This window comes from Pseudomonas sp. 5.2, from assembly GCF_059025405.1.
Genome location: NZ_JBYBHH010000005.1, coordinates 318,873 through 332,919, shown reverse-complemented (window position 1 = coordinate 332,919; position 14,047 = coordinate 318,873). Strand labels below are relative to the sequence as shown.

9 protein-coding genes are annotated in these 14,047 nt (G+C 65.1%); all 9 read left to right on the top strand.

Annotated elements, in window-relative coordinates; all coding sequences use genetic code 11:
• The first annotated feature begins 334 nt into the window (after positions 1–334).
• Genes bcsE through bcsC form a run of 9 tightly spaced genes read left to right on the top strand, consistent with a single transcriptional unit; the run spans position 335 to position 14,041 of the window.
• On the top strand, positions 335–1,825 hold the full coding sequence (bcsE, locus tag AC5PZ0_RS10755; RefSeq protein WP_493854887.1) for a cellulose biosynthesis protein BcsE: 1,491 nt from the start codon (positions 335–337) through the stop codon (positions 1,823–1,825).
• The gene (bcsF, locus tag AC5PZ0_RS10750; protein ID WP_493854886.1) at positions 1,822–2,007 is read left to right on the top strand and encodes a cellulose biosynthesis protein BcsF; all 186 of its coding nucleotides are present in this window, start codon (positions 1,822–1,824) and stop codon (positions 2,005–2,007) included. Before bcsE ends, bcsF begins: the two co-directional genes overlap by 4 nt.
• On the top strand, positions 2,000–3,619 hold the full coding sequence (gene bcsG, locus AC5PZ0_RS10745) for a cellulose biosynthesis protein BcsG (protein WP_493854885.1): 1,620 nt from the start codon (positions 2,000–2,002) through the stop codon (positions 3,617–3,619). The genes bcsF and bcsG overlap by 8 nt, the downstream gene beginning before the upstream one ends.
• A complete protein-coding gene (gene bcsR / locus AC5PZ0_RS10740; protein ID WP_027596471.1) occupies positions 3,616–3,834 on the top strand; it encodes a cellulose biosynthesis protein BcsR in 219 nt (72 codons plus the stop codon). Before bcsG ends, bcsR begins: the two co-directional genes overlap by 4 nt.
• Entirely contained in the window at positions 3,831–4,535 is a 705-nt protein-coding gene (bcsQ, locus tag AC5PZ0_RS10735; protein ID WP_493854884.1) for a cellulose biosynthesis protein BcsQ, read from the top strand. Before bcsR ends, bcsQ begins: the two co-directional genes overlap by 4 nt.
• The gene (gene bcsA, locus AC5PZ0_RS10730) at positions 4,532–7,141 is read left to right on the top strand and encodes a UDP-forming cellulose synthase catalytic subunit (protein ID WP_493854883.1); all 2,610 of its coding nucleotides are present in this window, start codon (positions 4,532–4,534) and stop codon (positions 7,139–7,141) included. The genes bcsQ and bcsA overlap by 4 nt, the downstream gene beginning before the upstream one ends.
• The gene (gene bcsB / locus AC5PZ0_RS10725; RefSeq protein WP_265968071.1) at positions 7,138–9,420 is read left to right on the top strand and encodes a cellulose biosynthesis cyclic di-GMP-binding regulatory protein BcsB; all 2,283 of its coding nucleotides are present in this window, start codon (positions 7,138–7,140) and stop codon (positions 9,418–9,420) included. The genes bcsA and bcsB overlap by 4 nt, the downstream gene beginning before the upstream one ends.
• Positions 9,420–10,535, top strand: coding sequence for a cellulose synthase complex periplasmic endoglucanase BcsZ (gene bcsZ, locus AC5PZ0_RS10720; RefSeq protein ID WP_493854882.1), 1,116 nt, complete (start codon positions 9,420–9,422; stop codon positions 10,533–10,535). Before bcsB ends, bcsZ begins: the two co-directional genes overlap by 1 nt.
• The gene (gene bcsC / locus AC5PZ0_RS10715) at positions 10,523–14,041 is read left to right on the top strand and encodes a cellulose synthase complex outer membrane protein BcsC (protein ID WP_493854881.1); all 3,519 of its coding nucleotides are present in this window, start codon (positions 10,523–10,525) and stop codon (positions 14,039–14,041) included. Before bcsZ ends, bcsC begins: the two co-directional genes overlap by 13 nt.
• The last annotated feature ends 6 nt before the right edge of the window (positions 14,042–14,047 follow it).

The following is a 14,047-nucleotide window of genomic DNA, read 5'->3' as shown; positions in this document are numbered from 1 at the left end:
CAGCACGTGAAATGGCTTAATGATATCAATGTGCCATTTTTCGGTTCAAGGTGCGTGCCAGCTGTTTTCAGCGGCGATCAGAGCGCAACTTCACCCTCGATACCTTCGTCAAAGTCAACGCTTGGCCGATGTCACTGGGCATGCCTTTGCAATTTATTACATTTCAAACGGCCACTACCCTGTCTCGGTGCTGTAAAGTTGACGTTTCCCCGAATTCGCATGCCGAATTATCGCTTTTTTGACGTGAGTCAAAAGGCGTCATCGGCGCACGTGCGAAATTCCATGCTGTAAGCCATTTTATTTTTGACGAAGAGCCAGTGTTTTGACGAATGCAATGCCGTTGTTGGCTATTTCCGGCCTAGGGGCCGAAAGCAGCCAGCTTCATGTACAAGGACTGTACTGGTTGGCCTGTGACACCGCAGAAGACGCCACCGTGCTGTGCCGCCAGGTGGTGGAGGGTTTGCCCGGGCGCACGCGGGCAGCGCTGATCGCCGATGCGCAAGCCATGGGTGACGTGCTAGGCGCACTCGATGCGGTGCAGGGGCCGGACGCATTGGCGTTGTATGAAGCCAACCCGCAAGCGATGCTGCGGCTGGTCGATGACCTGCCCCGTATCGATGTGCCTGGGCGTGTGCTGATCGTGCTGGCGCCTGCCGACGTCTGGGATGGCGGCAAGATCGAGGAATGGTGCAATGCCCTGCGCACGGTATTGATGGCGGAGGCTGCGCTGATGCTGGTCATCAGCGGCGGGCAGTGCGCCGGCCTGGTCGAGCGCTTGCGCGCCTTCAACCAGGGCGTCGACGGGTTGGCCCAGGTGTATCGAGGCAAAGGCGGGGTACGTTACCTGCAGCACTTCTGGAGTAACGCGCTGGGCAAGGTTGGCACCCGGGACATCAAGCTGGTGCGCCTTGATGCAGGTTTTGCCGTTGCCGCGACGCCGCAGGCGCCAACCGACACAGGTGGCGATGAGCTGTTGTGCCTGGCCCAGCGGCCGGTACTGGAGGGCGCTCCAGCTTTCTCCGAGCACTGGCAGGTCTGCGAAAGCCTCGACGAACTGACTGACAAAGCTGGCCGTGCGGTATCCGCCACGGTCATTTTTGCCATGGAGGGTGGGCAGCGCCTGGATACCCTGGCGCGTCAGCTGCACCACCTGCGCCAGTTGCGCGGCAATGCCCTGAAGCTGGTAGTGCGCGAGATGGCGCCCACTCTGCGCTATCAGGATGAACAACTGCTGCTGGCCTGCGGGGCCACCCAGATCGTGCCCTTTGGCGCGAGCCTGTCGCGCTTCCTGACCCTGGTGGAGAGCATCCAGGGTTACGTCTGGCGCCGGCACCTGCCAACCGACTTCGATGCTTTGCTTGCGCGCTTGCGGCCGCTGGCGATCTGCGGGCTGGTGGCGCCTGGCGCGTTTGCTGAAGCGGTGCAGACAATGTGGCACGGTGTGCGTAACGGCGAAATTGTCCACCAGTTGCTGGTGCTGCGCCCGGCCCCTGGCCTGACCCCGCTGCAGGCATGCTCGCGCACCGTGTTCCGCCGCGACGGTGACATCGCCTGTGTCGTAGGTGATGTGCTGTTCCTGTTTCTGTTCGCCTGCCGGTCCGAAGGCGTCGAACAGGCGCTTGATCACATCTTCCAGCTGTCGTGGAAAGAGCTGTTCATCAGCCAGGAAGTGCTTGCCGGCGTCGACAGCCTGGCCGCCCCTGCCTTCCTCGATGACAACGTGCCACAGCCACCACGGATTGACGCGGCGGCGCAATTGCCCGCACGCGAGCGGCCGGCCCTGGCGCCGCGCCGGGTCGCACTGGCCAAGTGGGGCGCTGTATGAACTTCGTGCAACTGCTGCAAGTGGTTGGCATCACTGCGCTGGTCACTGTAGGGCTGGCCTTGCTGGTGGTGCGCCTGCGCGCCGCGTTGCGCGGCTGGTTGCGCCGCCGCCTTTCCCCCCGTTACTTGAAACCGCTGGGCGTACGCCGCCGCGCTGTAGGCCAGGAACCCCGTAATGACTAATGCAAGCACCACTCTCCCGGTACCGGCTCAATGGCCTGGACTGGGAGGGTGGAACCTTTATTTTTTGGCCAAGTTCCTGCTGGTCGCCCTGGGTATGCTCGACTTCCAGGCCCTGCCAAACCTGCTGTTCGCTGTGTTTCTGCTGATCCCGCTGCCGGGTAAGTGGCTGCGCGTTGCGCGCCAGTTGGTGGCGCTGCCGATTGGCATCGCGCTGTTCTACCAGGACACTTGGTTGCCGCCGTTCAGCCGCCTGCTGGCGCAGCCAGGGGTGCTCGATTTCTCGTGGGATTACCTGCTTGAACTGCTGGGCCGCTTTATCAACTGGAACCTGCTGGGCGCGCTGATGCTGCTGCTGGTGGGCTATCTGTACCTGCGCCATTGGCTGCGCCTGAGCACCCTGAGCCTGTTGGGGCTGGCGTGGCTGGCAGTCGGTGGCCTGCCGTCGCTGGGGTTCAGCGCGGGCCAAGTGCCCAGCACTGCCACCACCCACCCCGCTGAGCCGGTGCAGGCTACTGCGATAGCCGACAACGCCACACTCGACAGCTGGCTTGAGCGCTTTTTCACCCATGAGCGTGAACGGGTGACGGCATTCCCTGCGATGAGCGCCGATGAGCAGCCGTTCGACCTGCTGGTGATCAACATCTGTTCGCTGGCCTGGGACGACCTGTCGGCGGTGGGGCTGCGTGACAACCCCTTGTTCTCGCGCTTGGACGTGGTCTTCGATCAGTTCAACTCGGCCACCTCCTACAGCGGGCCAGCTGCTATCCGTGTGTTGCGTGCCAGCTGTGGGCAGTCGTCCCACGCGGGCCTGTACCAGCCTGCCCCGGCGCAGTGCCTGTTGTTCCAGAACCTGGCCAGGCTTGGCTTCCAGAGCAATACCTTGCTCAACCACAGCGGGCGGTTCGACAACTTCATCGGCGATATCACCCAGCAGCACATGCCGCAACCTGGTATGCGTAACACCGATTTCCCGCGGGCATTGGTCGGCTTCGACGGCTCGCCGATTGCCAGTGACCTGGAGGTGCTGCGGCGTTGGTGGGGGCAGCGCAAAGACACAGCGGATGATCATGTTTCGTTGTTCTACAACAGCATCAGCCTGCACGACGGCAACCGCATCGTTACCGCCGATGGGGGGACCCGCGTGGCCGATTACGCCACCCGCGCCAACCGCCTGTTCGGCGAGCTGGGCACCTTCCTCGATGAGCTGGAGCGCAGCGGCCGCCGGGTGGTCGTGGCTATCGTCCCGGAACATGGCGCCGCGCTGCATGGCGACCGCATGCAATTGTCGGGCATGCGCGAAATCCCCACGCCGTCGATTACCCATGTGCCGGTTGGCCTCAAGTTCATCGGCATGGGGCAGCCTGCACGCAGCGAGCCGCTGCGGGTCTCGGCCCCCACCAGCTACCTGGCGCTGTCCGAGCTGATCTCGCGCGTGTACGCCGGCCTGGGCCAGCAGCAGGCGCTGGATGTGCCCAGCCTGCTGACCGACTTGCCGACCACCGAGCAGGTCGCGGAAACCTCCGGTGCGCAGGTCTTGAACTACCAAGGGCGCGCCTACATGCGCCTGCAAGGCCAGCCGGACTGGCAGCCCATTCCCGAGGAGCGCCGATGAAACCTGGCAACGCTGACCCCGCTGACCGTAGCGACGACATTGCCCAACTGCGCCAGCACCTGGATATGCCGGGCCTGCACTACCAGGACATCTCCATGCTGGTAGGTGTTCAGCAGGCCTTGCAGCGCTGGCCGTTGTTGGGTGAAAGCTGCCGCTCCAGCGCCCAGGGCGAGCTGTCCATGACGGCACCGCGGCGTGAGAGGGTGACACCATGACCAGCTTGGCGTTGCACGGGGTGCGCGGTGGCTTGGGGCGCAGTGCCTTGCTGGCCGCGCTGGGCTATGCGTTGCAGGAGGTGGGTGAGCGGGTGCTGCTGATCGATCTGTGCCCAGACAACCTGCTGGGGTTGCATTTCAACCTGCCCCTCGACACGCGCGAGGGGTGGGCGCTTGCCGAGCGGGAAGGGCGGCCGTGCACCGATGTTGTATACGAGGTGCTCGATGGGCTGTGGCTGATGCCTTTCGGCGCGCTACCTGCCGACGCGCCGCAGCGGGCGGCCGATGCTGCCGCGTGGGACGCTCGCCAGGTCGAATTGGCCAAACACTTTGACTGGCTGCTGTTCGACGTGCCGCAGTTGCCGGCTGATGTCGCTGCCGGTGTCGAGACCGATGTGCGGGTACTGGTGGCCGAGGCCGAGATGGCCAGCCATCTGTTGCTGGGGCGGCGGCAGGTCGAGCGCTACGACTTGCTGCTGGTCAATCGCTATGACCCGGCAAGTCGCTTGCAGAGCGACCTTCTGATGGTGTGGCGGGATCTGTACCGTGAACAGTTGCCCATCCAGGTGGTGCACCGCGACGAGGCCTTTCTCGAAGCCTTGGCGTGCAAAGCTCCGCTTGGCCATTACGCGCCGCAGAGCTTGGCCTGCCGGGATGTGCAGAGCCTGGCGGTGCGTTGCCTGACGAGGCGCCCGTCGTGAGCTTGACCCCTCTGTCTGCCTACACCTGGTTCACTGCCCGCGGCGCACAGCGGCCAGTCGCCTGGCTGTTTACCCTGGGTGTTTGGCTGGCCTTCCTGTTCTTGCGTCTGGAGTCGCCCGCTTGGCAGGCCTTGCTGGCCGAGCGTCAGCGCCTGTATCCGCAACTGGCGGGCAAGCGCCCGACCCTGGGCGACCCCTTGCGTGTGTTGATCCAGAGCCTGTGGCTGTTACTGCGACGCCCACCGGTGCCACGCGAACCTGGGCTGGCCAGCCAAGCTTGGCGCACAGTACAAGCGCAGTGGCGCATCGCGGGGCAGCATGTGCGCCAGTGCCGTGGCCTGCTGATCGACAGGTTGCAACAATTGCCCGGGCGCTATCGGGCCAGTGCCTTCAAGCGAGAAGCCTCGGCACGCCTGCGCGGTTTGAGCGACTTCGCCCGGTGGTCGTTCTATAGCGTGCTGACACTCTGCGCCATTGGCCTGGCCTTGCTGTGCGTGACCGAACCGTTCGGCTACCTGGCGCAGTTGGTGTTCATCTGCCTGCTATTGGGGATTGCCATGCTGGTGCGGCACATGCCGGGCCGCTTCCCGACACTGATGCTGATCGTGCTGTCGACCATCATCTCCTGCCGTTACCTGTGGTGGCGCTACACCTCGACCCTGAACTGGAACGACACGACCGACCTGGTGTGTGGCGTGATCCTGCTGGCGGCCGAGACTTACTCGTGGTTCGTGCTGATCCTGGGCTACATCCAGACCAGCTGGCCGTTGCAGCGCAAACCGGCGAGCCTGCCGGCAAACCCGGGGCACTGGCCGACGGTCGACCTGATGATCCCGACCTACAACGAAGACTTGGCAGTGGTACGTACTACGGTACTGGCAGCCCTGGGCCTGGACTGGCCCAGAGAGAAGTTGCGCATCTACCTCCTGGATGATGGCCGGCGCGAAGCGTTTCGGGCGTTTGCTGACGAAGTCGGGGTGGGCTACATCGTGCGCGCGGACAACAAGCACGCCAAGGCCGGTAACCTCAACCATGCGTTGAGCGTGACAGACAGCGAGCTGATCGCCATTTTCGACTGCGATCACGTACCGGTGCGCTCTTTCCTGCAATTGACAGTGGGCTGGTTCCTCAAAGACTCAACGCTTGCGCTGGTGCAGACGCCGCACCATTTCTTCTCGCCTGATCCGTTCGAGCGCAACCTGGGTTCGTTCCGCCGTCGCCCCAATGAAGGGGAGCTGTTCTATGGCCTGATCCAGGACGGTAACGATATGTGGAATGCGGCATTCTTCTGCGGCTCGTGTGCTGTGCTGCGGCGTACCGCGCTTGAAAGCATCGGTGGCTTTGCCGTAGAGACCGTCACCGAGGATGCCCATACCGCTTTGCGCATGCACCGCCAGGGTTGGTCTTCGGCCTACCTGAGCATCCCGCAGGCAGCGGGCCTGGCTACCGAGAGCCTGTCGGCGCACATCGGCCAGCGTATTCGTTGGGCGCGCGGCATGGTGCAGATCTTCCGCACCGACAACCCGCTGTTCGGCCGCGGGCTGAGCCTGTTCCAGCGGGTGTGTTATGCCAACGCCATGCTGCACTTCCTGGCCGGCTTGCCGCGGCTGGTATTCCTGACCGCACCGCTGGCGTTCCTGTTGCTGCATGCCTACATCATCTATGCGCCGGCCTTGATGATCCTGCTCTACGTACTGCCGCACATGATCCACGCCAGCCTGACCAACTCGCGCATGCAGGGCAAGTACCGGCAAACGTTCTGGGGCGAGGTCTACGAGACCGTGCTGGCCTGGTACATCGCCCGCCCCACCACGGTCGCCCTGTTTGCGCCGAAGAAGGGCACGTTCAACGTCACCGCCAAGGGCGGCCTGATGGAGCAGGAGCAGTTCGACTGGCGTATCGCCCAGCCTTACCTGTGGCTCGCGGCTTTTAACGTGGCCGGCCTGGGCTTTGCCGTGTGGCGCCTGTTTACAGGCCCCACAGCAGAAATTGGCACGGTGATCGTCAGCTCGCTGTGGGTTGTCTACAACCTGCTGATCATCGGCGCCGCCGTTGCCGTGGCCGCCGAAGTGCGGCAGGTGCGCCGCGCCCACCGGGTACAAATGCGCTTGCCAGCGGGGCTGGTGCTTGCCAGCGGCCACGCCTACCCCTGCACCCTGGTGGATTACTCCGATGGCGGTGTTGGCTTGCAGCTGCCCCCGGGCCTTGAGCTGCAGCCGGGGGCGCGGGTACGCCTGCTGCTCAACCGTGGCCAGCGCGAATTCGCCTTCCAGGCCTGTGTCACCCGTACTGTCGGGCACCACGTGGGCCTGGTGTTCCATGACTTGAGCCAGCAACAGCGTATTGACCTGGTTCACTGCACCTTCGCCCGCGCCGATGCCTGGCTTGGCTGGCACGAGCAGCATGAAGCCGATCGCCCGCTGCGCAGCCTGGTCGATGTGCTGAAGCTGGGTGGCGTTGGTTACCTGCGCCTGGTCGAGCACCTGCCGCCGTGGCTGCGTGCGTGGTTGCGCCCACTGCGTACGCTGGCGCGCTGGCTGGCCAGCTACAGGCCCCGCACACCGCGGCCTTTTCCTTCCCTGAACCTTGTTGATCGAGACGCATGATGACTGGTTATCCCGCGCGTACCTGGGGCTTGGCGATGGCGCTGTTTGCCGCCTTGTCGCAGAGCGCCGCAGCCGACGCTGTAACCCCGCTTGCCGAGCCAGCCGTACCCACGGTGCCGAACTGGCCGGTTACGAAAACCTTCGAGCAGCTCGGGCATGCGTCCGACAGCCTGCTGTTAGGGGTGCGCAACAGCGAACACATCGAGTTCGGCCTGCGTCGCGACCGCCTGGCTACCGATGCCACCTTGCAGCTGGACTACACGCCTTCGCCCGCGCTGTTGCCGAACCTGTCGCACCTGCGCGTGTACCTCAATGACGAGCTGATGGGGGTAGTGCCGGTCGAGAAGCAGCAGTTGGGCCAGCGCGTACGCCGACAACTGCCCCTGGACCCAAAGCTGCTCAGCGACTTCAACCGGGTACGCTTGGAATTCGTCGGGCATTACACCGACATCTGCGAAGACCCGGCGCACAGCGGCCTATGGCTGAACCTGAACCGCAAGAGCCAGGTGCAGTTGCACGAGCAGGCACTGGCGCTGGACAACGACCTGGCGTATTTCCCGCTGCCGTTCTTCGACGCCCGCGACACCGGCAAGGTCGAGCTGCCGGTGGTGTTCAGTGGTGTGCCGAGCCTGGGTGAGCAGCGTGCGGCGGCTATCCTGGCGTCTTACTTCGGCAGCCAGGCCGGCTGGCGCAAGGCGTCCTTCCCGGTGCTGTACAACAGCCTGCCGGCCATTGCCGACAAACCCAGGCCGAGCATCGTGTTTGCCAGCAATGAGCGACGTCCTGCATTCCTGGGTGACCTGCAGAGGTTTCCGCTGGTGGACGGCCCGGTGTTGCAGATGATCGATCACCCCGGCGACCGTTGGAGCAAAATGCTGCTGGTACTGGGGCGCAACGATGAAGACCTGGTCAAGGCAGCCTCGGCCCTGGCAGTTGGCAACAACCTGTTCCGTGGTGCCAGGGTCAAGGTCGAGCAGATGACCGCGCTGCAACCGCGCCTGCCCTACGATGCGCCGAACTGGACGCGCACTGATCGGCCGGTGCGTTTCGCCGAACTGCTCGATTACCCTGAGCAGTTGCAAGTCAGCGGCCTGCAGCCGCGGCCGGTGACGTTGGAACTGAACCTGCCGCCAGACCTGTTTGTCTGGCGCAACCAAGGCATTCCGCTACGAACGCTGTACCGCTACACGGCACCGGCAGTCACCGACGAATCGCGCCTGAGTATCAGCGTCAATGACCAGTACATCACCAGCATGCCGCTGGTGGGCAACGACCGGCGTGCTGGCAAGCTTGAGCAGATGCGCCTGGCGGTGTTGTCGGGTGACAGCACTGCCTTGACCGAGAAATCGCTGGTGCCGGCGTTGAAGATCGGCGACCGCAACCGGCTGCGCTTCGATTTCAGCTTTGCCAGCACCCTGGGCAGTGCCCAGCGCGATCACTGCCAAACCTCGCTGCCGGTGGATGTGCGGGCGGCGATCGACGAAAACTCGACCATCGACCTGTCGGGCTACCACCATTACATCGCCATGCCTGACCTGCGCGCATTCGCCCGCAGTGGCTTCCCGTTCAGCCGCATGGCGGACCTTTCCGAGACCTTGGTCATCATGCCGGCAACCCCGTCGGCGATGCAGGTTGGCACCTTGCTCGACAGTGTGGGAGGGCTGGCCGGGCAGATCGGTTACCCAGCGCTTGGCCTGCGCCTGGTCGACGACTGGAAGCAGGCAGCAGCGGCAGATGCCGACCTGCTGCTGATCGGCAGCCTGCCCGAAGCATTGAGCGATGCGCCCAACCTAGGCCTGCTGCTCAGCGCCCAGCGTGACTGGTTACTGCAAGGCCGTAGCGCGGGGCTGCCAGGCAGCCAGCGTTTCGATACCACGCCGGTGGCAGCGAGCAGCCGCGTGGCGGTCAGCGCGCAGGCGCCGATCGCGGCCATTACCGGGCTGAAATCGCCGTTTCATGAGCAGCGCAGTGTCGTAGCCCTGTTGGCCAACAGCGACAGCGACTACGGGTTGCTGCGCGAGGTGCTCGGCGATGTGGGCAAGCTCGATGCTGTGGCGGGCTCGGTCACATTGGTGCGCAGCAGCGGTGTGACCAGCCAGTTCGTTGGCGAGCATTATTTTGTTGGCGCGTTGCCGTGGTGGCTGCTGCTGTGGTTCCACTTGTCCGAGCACCCGGTGTTGTTGGCGGCGATCGCGGCCGTTTGCGTGGTGCTGTTCGCCTTCTTGCTGTGGCGGGCATTGCGCTGGGCTGGCCGGCGTCGACTGGGTGAGGCGGGGTGATGATGCGTCAGTGGCTGGTAGGGCTGTTCGCCTTGGGCGTGCCCGTTTTCGTGAGTGCCGCGCCGGCTTGCCCGTGGCCAGCCTGGGACCGCTTCAAGGCTGAACGGGTGAGCGTGGATGGCCGGGTCATCGACCCGAGCGACGAGCGCCTGATCACCACCTCGGAAGGGCAGAGCTATGCACTGTTCTTCGCCCTGGTGGGCAATGACCGGCCAGCCTTCGCACAGGTGCTGCGCTGGACCCACAATAACCTGGCTGAGGGCGACCTGGCCCGGCACCTGCCAGCCTGGCTGTGGGGCCGTGATGGCCAGAGCCAGTGGCAGGTGCTGGACGCCAACAACGCCAGCGACGCCGACCTGTGGATTGCCTACAGCCTGCTGGAGGCCGGGCGGCTGTGGGACGAGCCCGCGTACACGCAACTGGGCCAGCGCGTGCTATGGCGCATCGCTGCACAGACCGTGCGCAAGCTGCCGGGCCTGGGCGTAATGCTGCTGCCGGGTGACTACGGCTTCGAGGATGCCCGCGGTACTCGCTTGAACCCCAGCTACCTGCCGCTGCAATTGTTAGAGCGCTTCAGCCTGGTGGACCCCCTGTGGGGTGAGCTGGCAGCCAACACACGACGTTTGTGGCTGGCGTCCTCGCCCAAGGGGTTTGCCCCGGACTGGCTGCTGTGGACACCGGCCGGAGAACTGGCTGCGGACCCGCAACATGGCAATGCCGGTGACTACGACGCCATTCGGGTGTACCTGTGGGTCGGTATGTTGGCCAAGGATGCGCCCCAACGTAGCGAACTTGTTGCCCACTATGCCCCAATGGCGACCGTGACCACACGCCAAGGCCTGCCGCCAGAGCGCGTGGAGGCACACAGCGGCAGCACCAGTGGCCATGGCCCGACGGGGTTCTCTGCGGCGTTGTTGCCCTTGCTGGCAGCGTTACCTGAACACGCTGCTGGCCTGGCTGCCCAGCGTCAGCGTCTGCGCGAGCAGCCGGTCGAAGCCAACGCCTATTACAGCCAGGTGCTGGCGCTGTTTGGCCAGGGCTGGGATGAAGCCCGTTACCGTTTTGACCCGCACGGTCGCCTGTTGCCAGCCTGGAGCGCGCCATGCAGCGAATGATTGGCGTGTTGATGCTGGCGACAGTGGCGTGCCAGGCCGCAGCGCAACCCAAGGATGCAACTGAACAACGCCAATGGCTGCTGGACCAGGTGCGCCGGGGCGAGGCGCTGCACCGTGACGACTTGGTGCGCGATGCGCTGGGCCGCCTGCAATTGCTGGAACCGCGTAACCCGCAAGTGCTGCTGGCAGCCTTGAGCCTGGCGTTGCGCGACAAGAACATCACCGAGGCCCAGCAGTTGCAGGCTCGGATCAATGCCCTGGCGCCCGGCAGCCCGCAGGCACGCCAAGCCCTGCGCTTGCTCGAACTGCAGCAGCCAGAGGCCGCGCGGCGCTTGCAGCAGGCGCGGCTGCTGGCCGTTACCGGGCGCAATGAAGAAGCGCTGGCGGCGTATGAGCAATTGTTTGCGGGTGAGCCACCCAGCCTTGAACTGGCACTGGACTACTGGCGCGTGCGCGGCAACCTGCCAGGCCAACGTTCTGCGGCGATCCGCCAGTTGCAGCAGTTGGACCAGCAGTACCCAGGCAGTGCGGGACTGCGCCAGACCCTGGCCGGTTGGCTGTTCGCTGAAAACCGCGACCGCGAAGCGCTGGCACTGCTCGACCAGCTGGCGCGCGACCCTAGCGCACGCGATGCCGCTGCCCAGCGCGAGTTCGACTACCTGTCTGGGCAGGCGGTGAGCGCCGCCAGTGCGGCGGCGTGGCAAGCTTTTCTGCAGCGCTACCCGGCCTCGCCGTTGTTGACCCAGGCCAGCGAGAACCTGCAACAGCAACGCAAACTGCTTGCCGACCCGTCCTGGCAGGCCGGCCAACGGGGCAAGGCGTTGCTCGACAAGGGCCGTAACGCCGAGGCCGAAGCCCAGTTGCGTCGGGCGCTGCGGCAGTACCCGGACGATGCCGGCCTGCACGGTGCCTTGGGCTATGCCCTGATGCGTCAGGGACGCTATGAAGACGCCAATGCGGCGTTTCGGGCCGCGAGTGCCAAGGAGCAGGACACCTACTGGATCAGCCAGTGGAAGGACCTGGAGTCGTCCAGCCAGTACTGGGCGTTGCTCAACAAAGGTGAGCGGGCTTTGCAGGCACACGATGTGCGAGGTGCGCGTGCCATTTACCTGCGGGCACGTCAGCAGCGCCCGCAGGATGAATACGCCCTGCTGGGCCTGGCGGATGTCTCCCTGGCAGAGGGTGATGCAGCCGCTGCCGAGCGCCAATTCCTGCAGGTGCGGCGTAGGGCGCCAGATAACGAAAGTGCCGTGCGTGGCCTGATGCGGGTGTACCAGGCGCAATCCCCCGACAAGGCGCAGGCGTACCTCGACAGCCTGCCACCCCGGCAACAAGCGCAGTTCGCCAGCCTGCGCCGCAGCCTGCAACTGGCGCGTCTGCGTCAGCAAGGCGATGAAGCCCTGCAGCGCGAGGACTGGTCGGCGGCCAGCCAGGCGCTGGGCCAGGCCTATGCGCTGGCCCCGGATGAGCCCTGGCTGGTCTATCAACTGGCCAACAGCCTGCGCCACCTGGGGCGCACCGGCGAGGCCGACGCGGCATTCGCCAAGCTGGTGCAGCGCCAGCCCAATGACCCGGCGACCCGCTATGCCCATGGCCTGTTCCTGGAGTCCAGCGACCGAGATGCCTTGGCCTTGGACAGCCTCGCGGCGGTGCCGCAGAGCACCTGGAGCGCTGACATGCAGGGGCTGGAGCAGCGCATTCGGCGCCGCATGACCCTGGCCTCGGCGCAGCAGTTGCAGGCACAAGGCCATAGCACGCAGGCGTCCGCGCTGCTTGAGGCCAACCTGGCGCGTGGCGAGGGCGGCGCGGACGACCTGATGCTGTTGGCCGACTGGGCAGCGGCACGCGGTGAGCCGGGCAAGGCGCGCGGCTATTACCAGCGTGTGCAGGCCCTACGGCCCGGGCAGCCCGCAGCGCGCCTGGGCGTGATCGAAAGCTGGGTCGCTGAAGGTAACCTCGCGCACGCTCGGCAGTTGCTGGTCGCTCAGCCGCCACAGTTGGCTGCCGATGACAGTAACGCCCAGCAGCGCATGGCGGCGGTATGGGTCGCTTTGGGTGAGCGCGACCAGGCAGCCAGGCTGCTTGAGCGGATGGCTGCTCAGCAGCCGCAGCCCGATCCGTTGCTGCGTCGCGACGCCGCCCGCCTGGTGGCGCAGCACGACCCGCAGCGGGCGCTGAGCCTTTACGCTGCAGCGATGGCCGATGCGCAGTTGCTTGACCCGGCGGCGGTGTCGCCACGGGACGACCGCGCAATGACGCTGGCCAGCCGAGAGCAGGACGGCGATGACTGGTTGGCGCGCAGCCTGCGCAGCGATGTCGATGCGCTGTATCGACAGCGCAATACCCACGTGACCCTGATGCATGACTACGGTTGGCGCCAGGACGACGGTACGCCGGGCACATCCGAACTGAGCACTCAGTCCACCTTGTTGCATGTCGATACCCCGTTGCAGGACGGTACCGCCTTTGCGCGCGTGGAGCGCATCGGCATGGATGCGGGGTCATTCGAACTCAATGATCAGGGGCGCAATACCACGGATTTCGGCACCTGCCAGTTTGTTGGCCGCAACGCTGACGGGGTGTCCTTGCCAGGGTGCAGCGGTGGCTTGCAAACCGCAGACGGTAGCGTGCTGGCGCTGGGCTGGCAGGGCAGCCGCTGGGCCTTCGACCTGGGTACCACCCAAGGCTACGAGGTCAACAACTGGCTGGGTGGCGCCACGGTCAACGGCGATGTCGGCCAGGTCGGCTGGTCGCTGACTGCGTCGCGGCGGCCGATGAGCAACTCGCTGCTGTCGTTCGCGGGCGCGCGTGACCCGGCGACGGGTGTGCGCTGGGGTGGGGTCACGGCCAACGGGGCCACGCTTGGCCTGAGCTGGGACCAAGGCGGCGATGACGGGGTTTGGGCCAGCCTGGGGCACCATTGGCTGTATGGCGAAAACGTGGCCGACAACCAGCGTACCCGTGCCATGGCCGGCTACTACCACCGCCTGGTGGAAAAAGCTGACGAGCGTGTGCGCGTTGGCGTGACGCTGATGCACTGGCGCCACGACAAGGACCTGGGCGGCTACAGCCTGGGGCAGGGCGGCTATTACAGCCCGCAGCGCTACACGTCGGTCGGCGTGCCGGTCAGTTATGCCTGGCGCAACTACGACTGGTCGTTGCTGCTGGAGGGCTCCGTCGGTTGGTCCCAGGCCCACAGCGGCAGCAGCCGTCTGTACCAGGATGCACATGTCAATCACAAGGTGCTGGCGCAGTATGGCGTCGACTCCAACCTCGACGCCATCAGCGACGCCAGTAACAGCAGCGGACTGGGTTACCGCCTGCGCGGTCTGTTCGAACGCCGGCTGAGCGATCACTGGGTAATGGGCGGCGGGTTCGACTGGCAGCACAGCGATGACTATGCACCGAGCCATGGCATGCTTTACCTGCGCTACCTGTTCGAACCGTGGCGGGGCAATCTGGCGCTGCCGGTGACGCCGCTGGAGCCTTACAGCGAGTGGCGTTGACAGGCG

Coding starts and splice junctions, on each gene's coding strand:
- bcsE (WP_493854887.1), top strand. CDS start 335: ATGCCGTTGTTGGCTATTTCCGGCCTAGGGGCCGAAAGCAGCCAGCTT.
- bcsF (WP_493854886.1), top strand. CDS start 1,822: ATGAACTTCGTGCAACTGCTGCAAGTGGTTGGCATCACTGCGCTGGTC.
- bcsG (WP_493854885.1), top strand. CDS start 2,000: ATGACTAATGCAAGCACCACTCTCCCGGTACCGGCTCAATGGCCTGGA.
- bcsR (WP_027596471.1), top strand. CDS start 3,616: ATGAAACCTGGCAACGCTGACCCCGCTGACCGTAGCGACGACATTGCC.
- bcsQ (WP_493854884.1), top strand. CDS start 3,831: ATGACCAGCTTGGCGTTGCACGGGGTGCGCGGTGGCTTGGGGCGCAGT.
- bcsB (WP_265968071.1), top strand. CDS start 7,138: ATGATGACTGGTTATCCCGCGCGTACCTGGGGCTTGGCGATGGCGCTG.
- bcsZ (WP_493854882.1), top strand. CDS start 9,420: ATGATGCGTCAGTGGCTGGTAGGGCTGTTCGCCTTGGGCGTGCCCGTT.
- bcsC (WP_493854881.1), top strand. CDS start 10,523: ATGCAGCGAATGATTGGCGTGTTGATGCTGGCGACAGTGGCGTGCCAG.